Source organism: Kitasatospora sp. NPDC090308, from assembly GCF_044769485.1.
GTDB lineage: Bacteria > Actinomycetota > Actinomycetes > Streptomycetales > Streptomycetaceae > Kitasatospora > Kitasatospora fiedleri.
Genome location: NZ_JBIVXY010000026.1, coordinates 1 through 18,360, shown reverse-complemented (window position 1 = coordinate 18,360; position 18,360 = coordinate 1). Strand labels below are relative to the sequence as shown.

General features: G+C 73.8%; 18 protein-coding genes. 5 read left to right on the top strand and 13 right to left on the bottom strand.

The window, feature by feature from the left end; genetic code table 11:
- Positions 1-215: 215 nt before the first annotated feature.
- Positions 216-737, top strand: a complete 522-nt coding sequence (locus ACIQVD_RS32935) for a GtrA family protein (RefSeq protein WP_400693576.1) — start codon at positions 216-218, stop codon at positions 735-737.
- Positions 738-770: 33 nt separating this feature from the next.
- Here the strand turns inward: ACIQVD_RS32935 and ACIQVD_RS32930 are convergent, their stop codons facing one another.
- Together ACIQVD_RS32930 and ACIQVD_RS32925 are read right to left on the bottom strand one after the other, a co-directional pair.
- Positions 771-2,009 (bottom strand): ATP-binding protein, encoded by a 1,239-nt coding sequence (locus ACIQVD_RS32930; protein ID WP_100837981.1) that lies wholly within the window; start codon positions 2,007-2,009, stop codon positions 771-773.
- 70 nt (positions 2,010-2,079) lie between these two features.
- Positions 2,080-2,754, bottom strand: a complete 675-nt coding sequence (locus ACIQVD_RS32925; protein ID WP_014136090.1) for a response regulator transcription factor — start codon at positions 2,752-2,754, stop codon at positions 2,080-2,082.
- Between the two features lie 315 nt (positions 2,755-3,069).
- On the opposite strand from ACIQVD_RS32925, the gene ACIQVD_RS32920 reads away from it, so the two are divergent.
- Positions 3,070-4,578 carry a peptide MFS transporter gene (locus ACIQVD_RS32920; protein ID WP_402292588.1) on the top strand — a complete coding sequence of 503 codons (1,509 nt, stop codon included), beginning with the start codon at positions 3,070-3,072 and terminating at the stop codon, positions 4,576-4,578.
- A 9-nt stretch (positions 4,579-4,587) separates the two neighbouring features.
- Here ACIQVD_RS32920 and hutI read toward each other — a convergent pair whose 3' ends face one another.
- The 8 genes from hutI to hutH all read right to left on the bottom strand — a co-directional run bounded on the left by hutI (position 4,588) and on the right by hutH (position 14,312).
- Positions 4,588-5,754 (bottom strand): imidazolonepropionase, encoded by a 1,167-nt coding sequence (hutI, locus tag ACIQVD_RS32915; RefSeq protein WP_400693583.1) that lies wholly within the window; start codon positions 5,752-5,754, stop codon positions 4,588-4,590.
- Between the two features lie 43 nt (positions 5,755-5,797).
- Positions 5,798-7,150 carry a formimidoylglutamate deiminase gene (locus tag ACIQVD_RS32910; protein ID WP_400693586.1) on the bottom strand — a complete coding sequence of 451 codons (1,353 nt, stop codon included), beginning with the start codon at positions 7,148-7,150 and terminating at the stop codon, positions 5,798-5,800.
- Positions 7,135-8,322 (bottom strand): allantoate amidohydrolase, encoded by a 1,188-nt coding sequence (locus ACIQVD_RS32905; RefSeq protein ID WP_400693628.1) that lies wholly within the window; start codon positions 8,320-8,322, stop codon positions 7,135-7,137. The genes ACIQVD_RS32910 and ACIQVD_RS32905 overlap by 16 nt, the downstream gene beginning before the upstream one ends.
- An 11-nt stretch (positions 8,323-8,333) precedes the next feature.
- The gene (gene hutU / locus ACIQVD_RS32900; protein WP_400693589.1) at positions 8,334-10,001 is read right to left on the bottom strand and encodes a urocanate hydratase; all 1,668 of its coding nucleotides are present in this window, start codon (positions 9,999-10,001) and stop codon (positions 8,334-8,336) included.
- A 111-nt stretch (positions 10,002-10,112) separates the two neighbouring features.
- Positions 10,113-10,706 (bottom strand): hypothetical protein, encoded by a 594-nt coding sequence (locus ACIQVD_RS32895; protein WP_402292587.1) that lies wholly within the window; start codon positions 10,704-10,706, stop codon positions 10,113-10,115.
- A 546-nt stretch (positions 10,707-11,252) separates the two neighbouring features.
- Positions 11,253-11,594 carry a hypothetical protein gene (locus ACIQVD_RS32890; protein ID WP_100837976.1) on the bottom strand — a complete coding sequence of 114 codons (342 nt, stop codon included), beginning with the start codon at positions 11,592-11,594 and terminating at the stop codon, positions 11,253-11,255.
- A 104-nt stretch (positions 11,595-11,698) separates the two neighbouring features.
- The gene (locus ACIQVD_RS32885; protein WP_400693601.1) at positions 11,699-12,571 is read right to left on the bottom strand and encodes a MurR/RpiR family transcriptional regulator; all 873 of its coding nucleotides are present in this window, start codon (positions 12,569-12,571) and stop codon (positions 11,699-11,701) included.
- A 178-nt stretch (positions 12,572-12,749) separates the two neighbouring features.
- Positions 12,750-14,312, bottom strand: coding sequence for a histidine ammonia-lyase (gene hutH, locus ACIQVD_RS32880; RefSeq protein ID WP_402292603.1), 1,563 nt, complete (start codon positions 14,310-14,312; stop codon positions 12,750-12,752).
- A gap of 100 nt (positions 14,313-14,412) precedes the next feature.
- On the opposite strand from hutH, the gene ACIQVD_RS32875 reads away from it, so the two are divergent.
- Positions 14,413-14,808, top strand: coding sequence for a hypothetical protein (locus ACIQVD_RS32875; RefSeq protein WP_402292586.1), 396 nt, complete (start codon positions 14,413-14,415; stop codon positions 14,806-14,808).
- Positions 14,809-14,843: 35 nt separating this feature from the next.
- On the top strand, positions 14,844-15,659 hold the full coding sequence (gene fdhD, locus ACIQVD_RS32870; RefSeq protein WP_400693607.1) for a formate dehydrogenase accessory sulfurtransferase FdhD: 816 nt from the start codon (positions 14,844-14,846) through the stop codon (positions 15,657-15,659).
- Between the two features lie 54 nt (positions 15,660-15,713).
- On the opposite strand, the gene ACIQVD_RS32865 is transcribed toward fdhD, so the two are convergent.
- Positions 15,714-16,163: an anthrone oxygenase family protein gene (locus ACIQVD_RS32865; RefSeq protein ID WP_400693610.1), complete on the bottom strand. Its 450-nt coding sequence runs from the start codon at positions 16,161-16,163 to the stop codon at positions 15,714-15,716.
- A gap of 91 nt (positions 16,164-16,254) precedes the next feature.
- On the opposite strand from ACIQVD_RS32865, the gene ACIQVD_RS32860 reads away from it, so the two are divergent.
- Positions 16,255-16,845 carry a TetR/AcrR family transcriptional regulator gene (locus tag ACIQVD_RS32860; protein WP_402292585.1) on the top strand — a complete coding sequence of 197 codons (591 nt, stop codon included), beginning with the start codon at positions 16,255-16,257 and terminating at the stop codon, positions 16,843-16,845.
- Positions 16,846-17,024: 179 nt separating this feature from the next.
- Here ACIQVD_RS32860 and ACIQVD_RS32855 read toward each other — a convergent pair whose 3' ends face one another.
- Both ACIQVD_RS32855 and ACIQVD_RS32850 read right to left on the bottom strand, forming a co-directional pair.
- Complete coding sequence (locus ACIQVD_RS32855; RefSeq protein ID WP_402292584.1) at positions 17,025-17,708, bottom strand: IS630 family transposase; 684 nt, start codon at positions 17,706-17,708, stop codon at positions 17,025-17,027.
- Positions 17,705-18,175 carry a helix-turn-helix domain-containing protein gene (locus ACIQVD_RS32850; protein ID WP_402292583.1) on the bottom strand — a complete coding sequence of 157 codons (471 nt, stop codon included), beginning with the start codon at positions 18,173-18,175 and terminating at the stop codon, positions 17,705-17,707. The genes ACIQVD_RS32855 and ACIQVD_RS32850 overlap by 4 nt, the downstream gene beginning before the upstream one ends.
- Between the last annotated feature and the right edge of the window lie 185 nt (positions 18,176-18,360).

Below are 18,360 nucleotides of genomic sequence, written 5' to 3'. Positions count from 1 at the left end.
TCCGGGCCGGTCGGAGGGCTCGGCACCGGCGGGCGCCGGAGCGCGCCGGGGGTGCCCCGGCGGGCGGCGGACGGGGTGCGGCGGCGTGCGCCGGAGCGCGGCGGACGGGGTGCTCCGGGGGCGGGGGCGTGCTCTCAGGGATTGCCGGTAGCCTGGTGGGCCGGATCGTAGAACACCACTTATCCGATCATGTGAAGCATACGGAGACAGCCCGGATGACGAGCAGCACCGAGACGCGTCCCCCGTTCACCCAGCGGATGCGCGGCCTGTCCCTGGAGGCGATCGGCTTCGCCGTGATCGGCGCCACCGGCGTGGTGGTCAACTTCGGGCTGTTCTGGGTCCTCACCAACGGCTTCGGCCTGGCCTCGCTGCGCTCCAACATCGCCGCGACGCTGGTGGCGATCGCCACCAACTACCTGGGCTACCGGTACTGGCTGTACCGGGACCGCGACGCCGCCTCCCGCAAGCGGGAGATCACCCTCTTCCTGGTGTTCAGCGGCATCGGCATGCTGATCGAGACCGGCACCCTGGGCTTCACCCAGTACGTGCTGGGCCTGGACACCCCGTTCGAGAAGCTGGGCGGCAAGCTGCTGGGCCTGGTGGTGGCCACCGTGTTCCGCTTCGTCTCCTACCGGACCTGGGTGTTCAAGGCGATGCCGGAGCTGGAGGAGCCCGCCGTGGTGCAGGAGGCCGAGCTGCTGCTGGCCGCCCCGCCGAGCCGCACCCTGGCGAACTGAGCCCGCCCGCCCTCCGTCCCCGCCGCCCCGCCCTCACTCGCCCCCGTGGGCGAGGAACAGCGCGAACACCGGCGGTCGCAGCGACAGCAGTTCGAGGCGGCCGCCGTCGGCCTCGGCGAGGTCCCGAGCGACGGCCAGCCCGATGCCGGTGGAGTTGCGGCCGCTGACCGCCCGCTCGAAGACCCGGTTGCCCAGTTCGCGCGGGACGCCCGCGCCCTCGTCCTGGACCTCGGCGACCACCGAGCTGCCGGAGCGGCGCACCCGCAGGGTGATGGTGCCGGCGCCGTGCATCAGCGAGTTCTCGATCAGGGTGGCGAGCACCTGGGCGACGGTGCCGGGGGTGCCGATCACCCGGGCGTCGCGCAGGCCCTCGATGACCAGCCGCCGCCCGCCGTCGCGCAGGGTGGGCCCCCACTCCTCGACCTGCTGCTTGATCACCTCGTCGAGCCCGAAGGTCACCGCGGTGGGGCTGTTGGGGTCGCGCTGGTTGGTGAGCAGCCGCTGCACCACGTCGGTGAGCCGCTCGACCTGCTGGAGGCCGATCGCGGCCTCCTCCCGGACGGTGCCGGGGTCCTCGGCGAGCGCGGTGATCTCCTCCAGCCGCATCGAGAGCGCGGTGAGGGGGGTGCGCAGCTGGTGCGAGGCGTCGGCGGCGAGGCGGCGCTCGGCGGTGAGCATCCGGGCGATCCGCTCGGCGCTGGTGTCCAGCACCTCGGCGATCCGGTCGAGTTCGGGCACGCCGTAGCGGCGGCCCTGCGGGCGGGGGTCGCCGGAGCCCAGCCGCTCGGCGGTCTCGGCGAGCTCGGTGAGCGGCCGGGCCAGCCGCTTGGCCTGCCAGACGGCGAGCGCCACGGCGGCCTGCACGGCGAGCAGCGCGACCACGCCGAGCAGCAGCAGCATGTTGCCGATCTCGTGGTCGAGCGCGGTGCGGGACTGCGCGGCGGTGACGGTCTCCCCGCTGCCGCCGGTCTCGGTGGCGGTCAGCGCGTCGCCCTCGACGGGACGGCCGAGGGCGATCTGCCGCTGTCCCGGGATGTCCACGGTGACGTAGTACTCGTCGGTGACGACGGCGGCGAACTTCTCGCCGCTGACCGGCTCGCCCGCGGCGAGCCGGCTCTCGACCAGCCCGAGCACCCGGACCGCCACCGCGTCCACCCGGTCGTTGGCGGCGTTGACGATCGACTGCTTCTCGATCAGGGCCAGCGGCACGCAGAACACCGCGACCACCACCAGGACCACGCCCAGCAGCGAGTTGATCATCCTGCGCTTCACGCCGGGCGGTCCTTCGGTCGGTCCTTCTCGGACTCTTCTCGGAAGTCTTCTCGGAAGCCTTCCCGGGCGGTCAGTTCTTCTCGAAGCGGAAGCCCACGCCCCGCACGGTGGCGATGTAGCGCGGGTTCGCGGCGTCGTCGCCGAGCTTCTTGCGCAGCCAGGAGATGTGCATGTCCAGGGTCTTGGTGGAGGTCCACCAGGTGGTGTCCCAGACCTGGCGCATGATCTCCTCGCGGGTGACGACCCGTCCGGCGTCCCGCACCAGCACCCGCAGCAGCTCGAACTCCTTGGCGGAGAGCGTGAGTTCCTCCTCGCCGAGCCAGGCGCGGTGCGACTCGATGTCGATCTTCACGCCGTGCGCGCCGGTGGTCAGCTGGTCCACGTTGCCGCGCCGGAGCAGGGCCCGGACCCGGGCCAGCAGTTCGGCCAGCCGGAACGGCTTGGTGACGTAGTCGTCGGCGCCGGCGTCCAGGCCGACCACGGTGTCCACCTCGTCGGCGCGGGCGGTGAGCACCAGGACCGGGAAGCTCTTGCCGTCGGCGCGCAGCCGTCGGCACACCTCCAGGCCGTCCATCTCGGGGAGCCCGAGGTCGAGCACGATCAGGTCGACGTCCTCGCTGAGGCCGGCGCCCAGCGCGGCCGGTCCGTCCTCGCGGACGAGCACCTCGTAGCCCTCGCGGCGCAGGGCGCGGGCCAGCGGTTCGGAGATTGCCGGGTCGTCCTCGGCCAGCAGCACACAGGTCATAGGGGGATGGTAGACCGCGCGGAGGCCGCCGATCAGAGGGTCTCCGGCCGTCCCGGCACGCCCGGGCCGGGCGCTGTGAACACTGTCACAGCCGGTGATCACCGGCATTCCACGGGCCCCTCCGGCGACAACTGCGCTTTAACGGACATTCTTCGCACGACCCTTGAGATCACAGGCAATTCTTCGCCCGAGGCATCAAAATGCACGGTGCACGGCCGCCAGACTTTACCTTCCGCATACCATTCACGCTCCGCAGTCACCCGAACTCGCGACTTACTGTGGTGGGGAACCCGAGAAAACAGGCAAGGAATCAGCATGGCTTCGACCACCCTGGAGACCGAGGCACGGCCCTCTCCCCCCTCGGGGCGGACCTTCCTCGGCCACCCCCGCGGCCTGGCCACCCTCTTCATGACCGAGACCTGGGAGCGCTTCAGCTTCTACGGCATGCGCGCGCTGCTGCTGGTCTACATGACCGCGACCCACGCCGACGGCGGCCTGGAGAAGGGCATCGCCCTCAGCACCGCGGTGGTCTCGGTCTACAGCGCCATGGTCTACCTGCTCGCGGTGCCCGGCGGCTGGATCGCCGACCGGCTGCTCGGCGCCCGGCGCACCGTCGCCCTCGGCGGACTGATCATCATGGTCGGGCACTTCATGCTCGCCGTGCCCAGCGAGGTGTTCTTCTTCGCCGGCCTGGTCCCGATCGCGATCGGTTCCGGCCTGCTGAAGGCCAACATCTCCACGATGGTCGGCCAGCTCTACGACAAGGACGACGACGCGCGCCGCGACGGCGGCTTCACCATCTTCTACATGGGCATCAACCTCGGCAGCTTCCTGGCGCCGCTGGTGATCGGCACCGTGGGCCAGCAGGTGAACTGGCACCTGGGCTTCGCGCTCGCGGGCGTCGGCATGGCGCTCGGCCTGATCCAGTACCTGCTGGGCACCCGCCACCTCAGCCCGCGCTCGGACGTCGTCGCCTCGCCGCTGCCCCGCACCGAGGGCCTGGCGCTGCTGCGCAAGGCGGCGCTCTGGCTGGCCGCCGCCGCCGTGTTCTACGGCGTGGTCGCGGTCAGCGGGCACTTCACCGTCTCCTGGGTGCTCTGGCCGCTGTCGCTGATCGGCCTGGCCGCCCCCGTCCTGGTGTTCGCCCGGATCCGCCGCGACCCGGAGCTGACCCGGCCGGAGCGGTCCCGGGTGGGCGGCTACCTGTGGTTCTTCCTGGCCGCCGCCGTGTTCTGGATGATCTACGACCAGTCCGGCTCGACCCTGAGCGTGTTCGCCGACCGGAACACCGCCGGGAGCCTGTTCGGCTTCTCCTTCCCCTCCAGCTGGTTCCAGTCGCTGAACCCGCTGTACATCATGGCGCTGGCCCCGGTCTTCGCCTGGCTGTGGAACGCCGCCGCCCGGCGCGGGCGCAACCCCTCCACCACCGCGAAGTTCGCCTTCGGCCTGCTGATGATCGGCGCGTCCTTCCTGGTGATGATGCTGGCGATGGCCGCGGCCTCCGGCGGCGTCAAGGTCTCCCCGCTCTGGCTGGCCGTGGTCTACCTGGTCCAGACCGTCGGCGAGCTGACCCTCTCCCCGGTCGGCCTGTCCGTCACCACCAAGCTGGCGCCCGCCAAGTACGCCAGCCAGATGATGGGCGTCTGGTTCCTCGCCGTCACCGCGGGCGACTGCGTGGCCGCCCTGGCCCAGCTGCTGCTGGGTGACGACGTGGTCGGCTCGACCTGGTACTTCGCCGTCCAGGGCCTGCTGGCGATCGCGGCGGGCGCCGGCCTGTTCGCCGCCCGCCGCCGGATCGGCACGCTGCTGGGCGACGGGCGCTGACGCCGCGCGTCAGACCTTCCTGACCCCGCCCTGCCACACCGCGGCGGTCAGCGGGACGCCCGGCCGGTACGCCAGGTGGACGTGCGAGGGCGCGTCCAGCAGGTGCAGGTCGGCCCGGGCCCCGGGGGCGATCCGGCCCACGTCGGGGCGGCGCAGCGCGAGCGCGCCGCCCGCGGTGGCGGCGTGCACCGCCTCGTCGGGGGTCAGGCCCATCTCGCGGACGGCGACGGCCACGCAGAACGGCATCGAGCTGGTGAAGCTGGAGCCCGGGTTGCAGTCGGTGGACAGCGCGACGGCGGCGCCCGCGTCCAGCAGCCGCCGGGCGTCCGGGTAGGGCGCCCGGGTGGAGAACTCGGCGCCCGGCAGCAGCGTGGCGACGGTCTCGCTCCCGGCCAGCGCGGCGACGTCCGCGTCGGTCAGGTGGGTGCAGTGGTCGGCGGAGGCGGCGCCCAGCTCCACCGCCAGCTGCACGCCGGGGCCGTGGCCCAGCTGGTTGGCGTGCACCCTGGGCCGCAGTCCCTGCGCCATCCCGGCGGTCAGCACCGCCCGGGCCTGGTCGCCGTCGAACGCGCCGCGCTCGCAGAACACGTCGACCCAGCGGGCGTACGGCGCGCAGGCGGCCAGCATCTCGCCGGTCACCAGCTCGACGTACCCGGCCGGGTCGTCGGCGTACTCGGGGGCCACCACGTGCGCCCCCAGGTAGGTGGTCTCGGCGGTGTGCCCGGCGGCGATCCGCAGGGCCCGCGCCTCGTCCTCGGTGCTCAGCCCGTAGCCGGACTTCACCTCGACGGTGGTGGTGCCCTGGCGCAGCATCTCCGCCAGGTAGCGGGTCAGGTTGGCGTTCAGCTCGGCGTCCGAGGCGGCCCGGGTCGCGGCGACGGTGGTCCGGATGCCGCCCGCGCCGTACGGCAGGCCCGACATCCGGGCGCTGAACTCGGCGGTGCGGTCGCCCGCGAACAGCAGGTGCGCGTGGCTGTCCACGAACCCGGGCAGCAGCGCCCGTCCGCCCGCGTCGGTGTGCTCGTCGGCGGCGGGCGCGTCCGCGTCCGGGCCCACCCAGGCGACGCGGTCGCCGTCCACCACCACGGCGGCGTCGGCCAGCAGTCCGAGCGGGCCCGCGCCGAGGGCGGGGTCGTTGGTGACCAGCGAACCGATGTTGCTGATGAGCAGGCTCATGGGGGTCCGTTCCTTGATCGGTCGTGCTTCCGGGGGCGGGCCGTCACCGCAGGGCGCCGACGGCCGCCGCGAGGGCGCGCCCGGTCTCCGGGACGAGCTGGTGCACCCCGTCCCTGACCACGTGCCGGCCGCCGACCACCAGGTGGCGGACGTCGGCCGCGCCCGCCGCGAAGACCGCGGTCTCGGCGCCGAGCAGGGGCGGCGGCCCGGCGGTGCGGACCGAGTCGAGGGCGATCACGCAGAAGTCGGCGAGCGCACCGGCCTCCAGGCGCCCGGCCTCGGGCCAGCCGAGCGAGGCGTGGCCGTCCGCGCCGCCCGCCCGGAGCAGGTCGGCCGCCGTCCAGTGGCCGCGGGTGCGGGTGCGCAGGCGCTCGTCGAGCTCCAGGGCGCGGGCCTCCTCGAACGGGTCGATCACGGCGTGGCTGTCGGAGCCGAGCGTGACCGGGCAGCCGGCCGAGGCGAGCCGCCGGGCGGGACCGATGCCGTCGGCGAGGTCCCGTTCGGTGGTGGGGCACATGCAGATCGTGGTGCCGGACTCGGCGAGCAGCCGGACGTCCTGGTCGGTGAGGTGGGTGGCGTGCACGGCGGAGGTGCGCGGGCCGAGGACGCCGTGGTCGGCGAGCAGCCGGGTGGGGGTGACGCCGTGGGCGGCCAGGCAGGCGTCGTTCTCGGCGGTCTGCTCGGAGAGGTGGACGTGCAGCGGGGCGCCGCGGGTCGCGGCCCACCGCGCGACGGTGCCCAACTGCTCGGCGGGCACCGCCCGGACGCTGTGCACGGCGGCGCCGATCCGGGCGTGCCCGGCGCCCTTCAGCGCGTCGGCGCGCTCGGCCCAGGCGTCGGCGTCCCCGTCGGAGAAGCGCAGTTGGGGACCGGTCGGCGCGGCGCCGAAGCCGGACGACAGGTAGCAGGTGTCGAGCAGGGTGATCCGGATGCCGGCCCGGGCGGCGGCCTCGACCAGCGCCGCGCCCATCGCGTTCGGGTCGGCGTACCGGGCGCCGCCGGGCGCGTGGTGCAGGTAGTGGAACTCGCCGACGGCGGTGATCCCGGCGAGCGCCATCTCGGCGTACACGGCGGTGGCGAGCGCCAGGTAGCGGTCGGGGTCGAGCGCGGCGGCGACCCGGTACATGGTGTCGCGCCAGGTCCAGAACGTCCCGGAGCCGACCTGGACGGTGGAGCGCAGCGCCCGGTGGAAGGCGTGCGAGTGGGCGTTGGCCTGCCCGGGCAGCGCGAGCCCGGCCAGCCGGACCGCCCCGGCCGGGCAGGGGCCGCTGCCGTGGACGACCTCGGCGATCCGGCCGTCCGCGCCGACGGTGATCAGCACCTCCGGCTGGACGGCCGGGCCGCCGGGGTGCGGCAGCCAGGCGTGCTCGGCCCAGTACGTCACGACGGCCGGCATGCGAGGTCCTCCAGTACGTCGGCCAGGGCGGCGACCCCGGCGTGGCAGTCGGCGCGCTCGGCGTGCTCGGCCGGGGAGTGCGAGACACCGCTGGGGTTGCGCACGAACAGCATGGCGGTCGGGACGGCGGACGCCAGGATTCCGGCGTCGTGTCCCGCGCCGGTCGGCAGCACCGGGGCGTCCAGGCGGGCGGCGAGGCGGTCGCGCAGCGGGGCGTCGAAGTCCACCACGGGGGTGTACGACTCGCGGGTCAGCTCGACCCGGACGCCGTCGCGGGCGCCGCGTTCGGCGGCGGCCTGCTCGATCGCCCCGACCACCTGGTGCAGGGTGCGCTCGTCGGGGGCCCGGGAGTCCAGCCAGCCGCGGACCAGCGAGGCGATCGCGTTGGTGCCGTTGGGTTCGACGGCGACCTTGCCGAAGGTGGCGAGCGCCCCGGCGAGCCGGGCCTTCTTGCGGGCGGCGAGCACGGTGGTGGCGTAGGTGAGCATCGGGTCGCGGCGGTCGGCGAGCAGGGTGGTGCCGGCGTGGTTGGCCTCGCCGTGGAAGTCGAACCGCCACCGCCCGTGCGGCCAGATCGCCCCGGCCACCCCGACCGGCCGCCGCTCGGTCAGGCAGCGGCCCTGCTCGACGTGGAGTTCGACGAACGCGCCGATCCGGCCCAGCAGTTCGGGGTCGGCGCCGATCAGCGCCGGGTCGTGCCCGGCCCGCTCCATGGCGTCGGGCAGCCGCACCCCGTCGGCGTCGCGCAGCGCGTACGCGGCCTCCCGGTCGAGCAGGCCGGTGGCCAGCCGGGAGCCGACGCAGGCGACGCCGAACCGGGCGCCCTCCTCGTCCGCGAAGTTGGCGATGCCCAGCGGGCGGGTCAACTCCCTCCCCTTCTCGACCAGTCGGTCGAACGCGGCGAAGGCGGAGACCACCCCGAGCGGGCCGTCGTAGGCGCCGCCGTCGGGGACGGAGTCCAGGTGCGAGCCGGTGACCACGGCGTTCCCGGCGGCCGGGTCCCCGTGCCAGGCCCACTGGTTGCCGTTGCGGTCGGTCCCGTACGCCAGGCCGCGGGTCCGGGCCTGCTGCTCGAACCAGGCCCGGCACTCGGCGTCGGCGGAGTTCCAGGCGTGCCGCCGGTAGCCGCCGGTGGCGGCGGAGCGGCCCACCGGGAGCAGCTCCGCCCACATCGCGTCGAAGCTCACAGCTCGTTCATGGGGACGCGCACCCCGCGCTCCGCCGCGACCTCGTCCGCCCGGTCGTAGCCCGCGTCGACGTGCCGGATGACGCCCATGCCGGGGTCGTTGGTCAGCACCCGGCGGATCTTCTCGCCGGCCAGCGCGGTGCCGTCGGCGACGGTGACCTGCCCGGCGTGGATCGAGCGGCCGATGCCGACGCCGCCGCCGTGGTGGACGGAGACCCAGGAGGCGCCGGAGGCGACGTTGACCATGGCGTTGAGCAGCGGCCAGTCGGCGATCGCGTCCGAGCCGTCGAGCATCGCCTCGGTCTCCCGGTAGGGGGAGGCCACCGAGCCGCAGTCCAGGTGGTCGCGGCCGATCACGATCGGCGCGGACAGCTCGCCGGAGGCCACCATGTCGTTGAACCGCTCGCCGGCCTTGTCGCGCTCGCCGTAGCCGAGCCAGCAGATCCGCGCGGGCAGGCCCTGGAAGTGGACCTTCTCCTGGGCCATGGTGATCCAGCGGTGCAGCGACTCGTTCTCCGGGAACAGGTCGAGGACGGCCCGGTCGGTCTTGTGGATGTCCTGCGGGTCGCCGGAGAGCGCGGCCCAGCGGAACGGGCCCTTCCCCTCGCAGAACAGCGGCCGGATGTACGCGGGGACGAAGCCGGGGAAGGCGAACGCCCGGTCGTACCCGGCGAGTTGGGCCTCGCCGCGGATCGAGTTGCCGTAGTCGAAGACCTCCGCGCCGCGGTCCTGGAAGCCGACCATCGCCTCCACGTGCCGGGCCATCGACTCCCGGGCCCGGGTGGTGAACTCGGCGGGCTTCTCGGCCGCGTAGGCCGCCATGTCCTCGAAGGCGACGCCGGTGGGCAGGTAGGCGAGCGGGTCGTGGGCACTGGTCTGGTCGGTGACGATGTCGATCGGGGCGTCCGCGGCGAGCAGCTGCGGCAGCAGGTCGGCGGCGTTGCCGAGCAGGCCGATCGAGAGCGGCTGCCGCCTGTCGCGGGCCTCGACGGCCAGCTGGAGCGCGTGGTCGACGCCGGTCGCCTCGACGTCGAGGTAGCGGTGCTCGATCCGGCGGGCGATCCGGGACGGGTCGCAGTCGATGCAGATCGCCACGCCGCCGTTCATGGTGACGGCCAGCGGCTGGGCGCCGCCCATGCCGCCGAGCCCGGCGGTGAGGGTGACGGTGCCCGCCAGGGTGCCGCCGAAGCGCTTGTTCGCCACCGCGGCGAAGGTCTCGTAGGTGCCCTGGAGGATGCCCTGGGTGCCGATGTAGATCCACGAACCGGCGGTCATCTGGCCGTACATGGTGAGGCCGAGCGACTCCAGGCGGCGGAACTCCTCCCAGTTCGCCCAGTCGCCGACCAGGTTGGAGTTGGCGATCAGCACCCGCGGCGCCCACTCGTGGGTCTGCATCACGCCGACCGGGCGGCCGGACTGCACCAGCATGGTCTCGTCCTGCTTGAGGTCCCGCAGGGTCCGCACCATCGCGTCGAAGGAGCGCCAGTCCCGGGCCGCCTTGCCGGTGCCGCCGTAGACCACCAGCTTGGACGGGTGCTCGGCGACCTCCGGGTCCAGGTTGTTCATCAGCATCCGCAGGGCGGCCTCCTGCTGCCAGCCCCGCGTGCTCAGCCCGGTGCCCCGCGCCGCGCGGACCTCGCGCGGGCCGTTCGCCTGCTCTGCCATGGACCAGCCTCCTTGCCGGATGGAATTCATTCACCATGAACGCGACTGAATATATCCAAACAGCACCGGCCCGACCAGAGTCCCGCGCCCTCGCCGACGCGGACGGTCCGGTCAGGCCGGGACCGGGACGGGCCGGCCGGTGGAGAAGTCGTAGACCCTGGCCTCCAGGTCGGTGGCGACAGTGACCCGGTCGGGGCCGTTCCAGTCCGCGGCGGTGAGGGCGCCGCCGCCCTCGAACTCGCCGACCACGGTGAGCAGCGTCCAGCGGCGGCCGGACCAGCCGGAGCCGGTCTCCACCTGGACGTCCCGGACCTGGGCCCGGGTCTCGGTGGTGTTCGTGCCGTGGTGGATCACCGTCAGGACCCGGTCGGCGCGGCCCGGCGCGGCGGTGCGGACCTTCCGCTCCGGGTAGCTGACCGGGTCCTCCCCCATCAGCAGCACCACCGTGCCCAGCAGCACCGACAGCGCGGCGGCCGGCACCAGGCCGGCCCTCGCCAGCTGCCGCACCGCCCGGCTGCCGAGCAGCAGGCCCGCCACCAGGGCCGCCAACAGCAGGACGACGCCCAGCCAGTCGGCCCGCCCCAGACTGTCGGCGACCACCATCCACCCGCCGGAGCGGGTCTCGCGGTCGCCCCAGACCATGGCACCCGCCGCGAGCAGCGCGACCCCGGCGCACCCCCACCCGGCGATCGATCGAACGTCCATCACTCTCCCCCTCCCCCGGCGGACACTCCAGTTCGACCCCGCCGGGGATCTCGGGGATTCCCGACGGAGCCGGACCGAGCAGTGGTTCGACGTCGGGTCCCTCCTCCGCCCGCCGGACTCCGGGGTCCCGCTCGGCGCGCTCAAGGTGGGTGGCGCCCCTGGCGATCGCGTGTCCGGGTACCGGGGTTCTCCGACGCGCCCCGCCTCCGCGACGCCTTCGCCCACCCGGAGCCGGCGGATGCGCCGATCGCCGCCGACAGCGGCACGCGGGCCCTGGACGGCTTCACCGGGACAGCCGGGCGACAGGTGCCGGACGCCTCGGTGCACGAGGGCACCCGGCGGGCACGCTCCCGGCGGTGACCGCCTTCCTCCACGACGGCCTGCCCCGCGTGCTGTCCGCCGACCCGGCCCGGGCCGCGGCCGTCCCGCCCCCCGCGCCAGACGGTGCGAGATACCTCGGCTGAAGTCCTGGCGGGCCCCGGGCACCTGACCTCGGCGACTTCGGGGTTCCCGGCAGAGTCAAGCCGGGCGCCCGCCGGACGGCCGTCAGGCGGCCTCGTCGCCGTCCCAGTCGATGCCGATCTCGGCCAGCCAGCGGCGGTCGGCCGCGTCGGGTTCGGGGTTCGGCTGGCCGGGGCGGGTCGGGGGGCGCGGGATGTGCTGGACCGGGCCGACGCCGTAGCGGGCGGCGGCGGCCTCGGCGGCGGGGTCACCGGGTTCCAGGACGCCGATGTGGACGGCCTCCTCGTCGCCGGGGTCGAGGACGGTCAGTTCGGGGTGCGGCGGGCGGCGCAGGGCGATGCGGCGGCCGCAGAGCGGGCAGGACCATTCGTCGGCCCCGGAACCGAGCCGTCCGGTGAGTCTCATCTGGTGGATCGGCGGTGGCATTGGACTTCCCCCGTCCAAGCTGTCTTTCTCCCTGTCCGGAGAGATGCCCGCCCACCACCCCTCGTCAACCCGACGAGAAGGTGTCATTCGGCAAACAAAGGGTGTCAGTCCAGGAAGAGTTGACGGGCCGTCGCGGACTGCTCGATGGCCTCCAGCCGGGCTTCGGCGCCCGGCAGTTCGTCGCACATGGCCTGGAGCAGGACCCGGCCGAGCATCATCGGCGCGCACGCGGTGTCGAAGACCAGGCCGGTGCCGACGGCGGCGGGCAGCAGCGCGTCGGAGAGCTTGGCGACCGGCGCGAACGCCGAGTCGGCGACGGTGAGCACGGTCAGGCCGCACTCCCGGGCCACCGCGAGGGCGTCCATCAGCTCGCGCGGGTAGCGCGGCAGGGCGAAGCAGAGCAGCGCGGTGGCCCCCGCGGCGGCGGCCTGCTCCAGCCGGTCGGCGAGCATCGAGCCGCCCTCGTCGAGCAGCCGGACGTCGGGGTGCACCTTGCCGGCGAAGTACGCGAAGCCGCGGGCCTGCGCGGAGGCGGCCCGCAGGCCGAGCACCGGCAGCGGGCGGGAGGCGGCCAGCACCCGGGCGGCCCGGACGATCGGGGCCGGGTCGGCGAGCAGTTCGGCGAGGTGGCGCAGGTGCTCGATCTCGGCCAGGACGGCCTGCTGGTGCTCGTTGCGCACCACGTCGTGGTGGCTCTCGGGGGTGCCCGGTTCGCCGACGCCGAGTTCGCGCAGCTGCTTGCGCAGCGCCGGGTAGCCGTCGTAGCCGAGCGCGACCGCGAACCTGGTCACCGACGGCTGGCTGACCCCGGCGAGTTCGGCGACCTCGACGCTGGACAGGAACGGCGCCTCGGCGGCGTGCCGGACCAGCGAGTGGGCGATCCGGCGCTGGGTGGGGGTCAGCCGGTGGCCCTCGAAGAGGTGGAGCAGCCGGGCGGAGGGGCCGGCGGCGGTGCCGGTCTCGTCCAGGGCGGTCATGTGCGGTACCTCCACGCTCGGTCGGGCGGTCGCCGGTGGCTTCGACGGTGGGACGACTGTGGCGCAGTCCCGGCAGGTGGGCAATCGCGTTTCGACTGGCGGGACGGGCGGGTCCGGAGGCCGGTGGGCCGGTTCCGGTGGGTGCGCCCGCCCGTCCCGCCAGGGGTCGGGGCAGGGGTCAGGCGAGCGGTCCGGTGACCCGTTCGACCGCCGCCAGCAGCGCGCCGGAGGCGACCAGGTCGGCGGCGGCCTCCAGGTCCGGCGAGAGGAAGCGGTCCCGGCCCGGGCCGCCGACCCCGGCCGCACGGGCGGCGGCGACCGCGGCGGCGGTCGCCGGGGCGAGCACGCCCGACTGCTCGGCGGCCTGCTCCCGGATCTCCAACGCCCGTGCGGCGGCGACGAGTTCCACCGCCAGGACGCGGCCGAGGTTGGCCACCGACCGGCGCAGCTTGCGGGCCGCGGACCAGCCCATCGAGACGTGGTCCTCCTGCATCGCCGAGGACGGGATGGAGTCCACCGAGGCGGGCACCGCGAGCCGCTTGTTCTCGCTGACCAGCGCGGCCTGGGTGTACTGGGCGATCATCAGGCCGGAGTCGACGCCGGGGTCGTCGGCCAGGAAGGCGGGCAGGCCGTGCGAGCGGGCCTTGTCCAGCAGCCGGTCGGTGCGCCGCTCGGCGATCGAGGCCAGGTCGGCGGCGGCGATCGCCAGGAAGTCGAGCACGTAGCCGACCGGCGCGCCGTGGAAGTTGCCGTTCGACTCGACCCGGCCGTCCGGGAGCACCACCGGGTTGTCCACCGAGGCGGCCAGCTCCCGTTCGGCGACCAGCGCGGCGTGCGCCAGGGTGTCCCGGCCGGCGCCGGCCACCTGGGGGGCGCAGCGGATCGAGTACGCGTCCTGGACCCGCGGCGCGTCGTCCTGGTGGTGGCCGGTCAGCCCGGAGCCGCGCAGCACCGCCAGCATGTTGGCGGCGGAGGCGGCCTGCCCGGGGTGCGGGCGGATCGGGGCGTGCAGCTCGGGGGCGAGCACCTTGTCGGTGCCCAGCAGCGCCTCCAGCGACATCGCGGCGGTGACGTCGGCGGTGGTGTAGAGGCGGCGCAGGTCGGCCAGCGCCATCACCAGCATGCCGAGCATGCCGTCGGTGCCGTTGATGAGGGCCAGGCCCTCCTTCTCCAGCAGTTCGACGGGGGTGATCCCGGCGGCGGCCAGCAGCTCGGCGGCGGGGCGCTCCACCCCGTCCGGGCCGAACGCGGTGCCCTCGCCCATCAGCACCAGCGCGCAGTGCGAGAGCGGCGCGAGGTCGCCGGAGCAGCCCAGCGAGCCGAACTCGCGCACCACCGGGGTGATGCCCGCGTTCAGCAGCGCGGCCATCGTCTCGGCGACCAGCGGGCGCACGCCCGTCCGGCCGGAGGCCAGCGTCTTCATCCGCAGGAACACCAGCGCCCGGACCACCTCGGTCTCCACCACCGGTCCCATGCCCGCCGCGTGCGAGCGCACCAGCGAACGCTGCAACTGGGCCCGCAGCTCGGGGCTGATGTGCCGCACCGCCAGCGCGCCGAAGCCGGTCGAGACCCCGTACACCGGACGCGGCTCGGCGGCCAGCGCGTCGATCCGGGCCCGGGCCCCGGCCATCTCGGCGAGCGCGTCCGGCCCGATCTCCACCCGGGCCCCGCCGCGGGCGACGGCGAGGACGTCCTCGGCGCTGACGTCGGCCTTGCCGACCCGGACGACGACACTGTGCATATCCATATGCACAATCTCATCAGGTGAATGGAGATGTGACAAGCACGGTCGCGGGCCGCCTCGCTATCCTTCGCACACACGGGCGACCGGAGGGGCGGCGATGGGCACCGACAACGGCAGGCTGATGGTCAGGGTGCCGAAGCAGGGCCGCGGGAAGTTCCGGGTCCACACCGGCCGCACCGTCCTCGACTGGGCCCGGCCCGGCGGCAACACCCCGTTCGTGCTGCCGCCCGGCACCCACCGCGTCCAGGTCCGGCGGGGGCTCGACCGCTCCAATACCGTGACCGTGGACGTCCCGGCCGCCGGGCGGGTGCAGGTGGAGGTCCGCGGCACCTGGGCCGGACCGGCCGTCCTGCTGGCGGGGCCGGCGGCCCTGCCGCTCACGAGCCGCCTCGGGTTCGACGGTTCGCCCTGGTCGTTGCTCGCCTGGCTCCCGCTGCTCCTCGCCCTCCTCCTCCCCGGCACCGGACTCAGGCTGCGTGTCGTCGAACCCTGACGGGTGGTTGACTGGCCCGCGGAGGTGCGAGACGGATGGCACGGGCGACGGAACGACGGCGGGTGGTGCGGCTGCGCGGGGACGAGCGCTCCGCGCGGCCGGACAGCCTGGCGGCGGAGGAGCCGCTGGAGATCCGGATCGGCGGCGAGGCGCTCACCGTCACGATGCGCACCCCGGGGCACGACTTCGACCTGGTCGCCGGGTTCCTGGTCGGCGAGGGCCTGGTCGGGGCCACCGAGGAGCTGGCCGCCCTGCGCTACTGCGCCGGGACGGACGCGGACGGCGCCAACACGTACAACGTCGTCGACGCCGCCGTCCGCGGCGCCCGCCCCGCGCTCTCCGCCCACCGCAACCTGCTCACCACCAGCGCCTGCGGCCTGTGCGGCCGGGACACCGTGGACGCCGTCCGGACCCGCTCGCGCTGGGACGTCTCCACCGACCCGCTCCGGGTGCCCGCGGCGCTGCTCTACGACCTGCCCGAGCGGCTGCGCGCCGCCCAGCGCGCCTTCGACAGCACCGGCGGGCTGCACGCCGCGGGCCTGTTCGCCCCGGACGGGACGCTGCTGTGCGTGCGTGAGGACGTCGGCCGGCACAACGCCGTGGACAAGGTGGTCGGCTGGGCGCTGCGCGAGGGGCGGCTCCCGCTGACCGGCCACCTGCTGCTGGTCTCCGGCCGGGCCTCCTTCGAGCTGACCCAGAAGGCCGCGCTGGCCGGCCTCCCGCTGCTGGCCGCCGTCTCGGCCCCCTCCTCGCTCGCCGTCGACCTGGCCGAGGAGCTCGGCCTCACCCTGGTCGGCTTCCTGCGCGAGCGCACCGCGAACGTCTACACCCGCCCCGACCGGATCGGGTAGCGGCACCGGGTCGGCGCGCCCGTCGGCGCGGGGCGACCGCCGGGCCGGGGCCGTTCACCGGGTCAGGGCGGTGACCAGCAGGGTGAGGCCGGCGATCAGGACCGCGACCCGGGCGTAGTGGTAGCGGTCCCAGCGGTCGCTCTGCTCCCGCCAGTCCGCGGGGCGGTTCTCCGGGGTCCAGCTCTTGCTCCGGTTGTTGATCGGGACGAGCAGCAGGATCGACATGACCACGCTCAGGGCCAGCAGGGCGGCGCCGGTGACGACCAGCCCGGTGCCGGGGTGGTGCCGCCCGGCGACGGCCCAGCCGACCGCGAGGACGAGCGAGCCGATGTACCAGAACGGCATCAGGGCCCCGAGCATCCGGCCGCCGTGGGCGCGGCCGAGCTGGTAGCCGTCCTCGGGCAGCGCGCCGAGGATGCGGTTGACCACGAAGGCGACCGAGAACTCCACCCCCACCAACAGGCCGACGACCACGACGGTGAAGACCTCGAGTGCGTTGAGCATGATGACCCCTCCTGGAATCTAGCGCCGCTAGCTGATGAAGTGATGCTAGTACTGCTGCCGCTTGCTTGTCTAGCAGTGCTAGAATCGGGTCATGTCGGTACAGGAACGCAAGGAACGCGAACGGGCCGGGCGCGAGCGCCTCATCGTGGCCACCGCCCGCGAACTCGCCGAGCAGCAGGGCTGGGACGCCGTCACCACCCGCCGGCTCGCCGAACGCATCGAGTACAGCCAGCCCGTCCTCTACAGCCACTTCCGCGGCAAGCGCGAGATCATCGGCGCCGTCGCCCTCCAGGGCTCCACCGAGCTGGCCGCCGCGCTACGGGCCGCCACCGCCGCCGCGGACGGCCCCCGGGCCCGGGTGCGCGCCCTGGCCCGCGCCTACCTGGGCTTCGCCGCGGACAACCCGGCGGTCTACGACGCCGTCTTCCAGCTCGACGGCGGCCTCGCCTACGCGCGGGAGGACACCCCGGAGCCGCTCAAGGACGCCTTCGCCGCCCTGGTGGAGACCCTCGCCGAGGTCGCCGGGGAGGGCGTCCACCCGGGGCTGTTCACCGAGACCTTCTGGGCCGCCCTGCACGGGCTGGCCACCCTCTCCCGGGCCGGCCGGCTCCCCGCGCCGGACGCCGAGCAGCGGCTGGAGCTGCTGGTGGACCGGCTGGCCGTCGTCCGGGAGGACGTCTAGTGCCGCGTCAGGCAACCTTCGCCCGTCAAGGAGCGGTGTCCGGTGCGTGCTCTCGGCGTGCCGGCCGGAAGCCCTCGTCCTGGGTGTACTCGGGTTTTCGGCCGGTGCGGCGAGAGGGCGTGTCGGGTGCCGCGACGGGGCGAAGGTTGCCTGACGCGGCACTAGTAGACTGTCGCATCTTATTTTCTCCGTGTGCTCGGGTAGAGGTGGCGTAGTTTCACGCGTGCGTCGTGGGTGGTGAAGTGCCAGTCGACTTGGCGCTGGTTGTTGTTGGTGTGCTGCTGCCAGGCGGCGAGTTCGGCGTTGAGCACTGTGAGGTCGTCGATGCGGCGGTCCAGGCACTGGCGGGTGAGCGCGGAGAGTTCGATCTCGGCGATGTTGAGCCGGGAGCCGTGTTTGGGGGTGTGGTGGATCTCCAGGCGCTGGGCCAGGGCGAAGGCCTTCGCCGGGTCGAACGCCTCGTAGAGCGAGGCGGTGTCGTGGGTGTTGAGGTTGTCCATCACCAGCACGACCGTGGCTGCGTCGGGATAGTCCACGCTCAGCAGGCGCTCGACCTGGTGCGCCCAGTCGACCCTGGTGCGGCGGGACTGGGCATCCACCCGCCGCCATCCGCGCAGCGGCTCGACCCAGCAGAAGGTCGAGCAGGTCCCCGAGCGGACGTACTCGTTGTCCTCGCGCCGGTCGCGGCCCGGCCGCGCGGGAAGCGGATCGCGGACGTGGCCGAGCAGCTGGTACGGCTTCTCGTCCGTGCAGACCACCGGGCGGGCCGGATCGAAGGGCCGGTGGTAGACCGCCAGGACGTCCTCCATCGCCGCGGCGAAAGCCGCGTTCGCCGCTGGCGGGATGGTCCAGCACTTCTTCACGTGAGGACGCAGTTCCGTTTTTTCAAGACCCGGCCGATGGTGGAGTGGTCCAGGTCGGGGATGTCCTCGACCAGCGCGACGTGCTTCTCCAGCAGGCGCAGAGACCATCGGGCGTGTCCCTGGGGCGGCGTCGAGCAGGCCGGCGCGATCAGCCTGACTTCGACGCCGCCGGTCACCGCCGAGGACACCGGCGGGAGAGCGCGCTCCTTGCGGCCGACCGTGGCCCACACATCGCCGCCGGTCTCCGCGTACCGCTTCGAGATCAGGCGGACCGAGTCGCACGAGACCCCGGTCCGCTCCGCGATCACCGCCCGCGGAGCGACCTCGCCGATCGAGGTGTCCAGGGCGAGCAGCACCCGCACCCGCCTGATCATCGACGCGCCGCGGACCCCCGTCGTCGTCACCCGCTCCAACGCCAGACGGTCCTCGGCGCTCAACGCGACCGGATACTTCTTCTGCGAGGACACGGCACCCCTGCCCGGCCGAACGAAAACGACAAGGGAGGCTCGCTCGACCCAACTCCATCAACCAGGAAGACACTTAGCCGCGACAGTCTACTAGTAGTGCTTCGTTACGTTGGGTGATCTTGCCTGTTGGTGGGCATTCTTCGGGTGTGAAGCTGGGGGATGTGGAGCGGCTCCGTGGTGAGTTG

Coding starts and splice junctions, on each gene's coding strand:
- ACIQVD_RS32935 (WP_400693576.1), top strand. CDS start 216: ATGACGAGCAGCACCGAGACGCGTCCCCCGTTCACCCAGCGGATGCGC.
- ACIQVD_RS32925 (WP_014136090.1), bottom strand. CDS start 2,754: ATGACCTGTGTGCTGCTGGCCGAGGACGACCCGGCAATCTCCGAACCG.
- ACIQVD_RS32920 (WP_402292588.1), top strand. CDS start 3,070: ATGGCTTCGACCACCCTGGAGACCGAGGCACGGCCCTCTCCCCCCTCG.
- hutI (WP_400693583.1), bottom strand. CDS start 5,754: ATGAGCCTGCTCATCAGCAACATCGGTTCGCTGGTCACCAACGACCCC.
- ACIQVD_RS32910 (WP_400693586.1), bottom strand. CDS start 7,150: ATGCCGGCCGTCGTGACGTACTGGGCCGAGCACGCCTGGCTGCCGCAC.
- ACIQVD_RS32905 (WP_400693628.1), bottom strand. CDS start 8,322: ATGTGGGCGGAGCTGCTCCCGGTGGGCCGCTCCGCCGCCACCGGCGGC.
- hutU (WP_400693589.1), bottom strand. CDS start 10,001: ATGGCAGAGCAGGCGAACGGCCCGCGCGAGGTCCGCGCGGCGCGGGGC.
- ACIQVD_RS32895 (WP_402292587.1), bottom strand. CDS start 10,706: ATGGACGTTCGATCGATCGCCGGGTGGGGGTGCGCCGGGGTCGCGCTG.
- ACIQVD_RS32890 (WP_100837976.1), bottom strand. CDS start 11,594: ATGCCACCGCCGATCCACCAGATGAGACTCACCGGACGGCTCGGTTCC.
- ACIQVD_RS32885 (WP_400693601.1), bottom strand. CDS start 12,571: ATGACCGCCCTGGACGAGACCGGCACCGCCGCCGGCCCCTCCGCCCGG.
- hutH (WP_402292603.1), bottom strand. CDS start 14,312: ATGCACAGTGTCGTCGTCCGGGTCGGCAAGGCCGACGTCAGCGCCGAG.
- ACIQVD_RS32875 (WP_402292586.1), top strand. CDS start 14,413: ATGGGCACCGACAACGGCAGGCTGATGGTCAGGGTGCCGAAGCAGGGC.
- fdhD (WP_400693607.1), top strand. CDS start 14,844: ATGGCACGGGCGACGGAACGACGGCGGGTGGTGCGGCTGCGCGGGGAC.
- ACIQVD_RS32865 (WP_400693610.1), bottom strand. CDS start 16,163: ATGCTCAACGCACTCGAGGTCTTCACCGTCGTGGTCGTCGGCCTGTTG.
- ACIQVD_RS32860 (WP_402292585.1), top strand. CDS start 16,255: ATGTCGGTACAGGAACGCAAGGAACGCGAACGGGCCGGGCGCGAGCGC.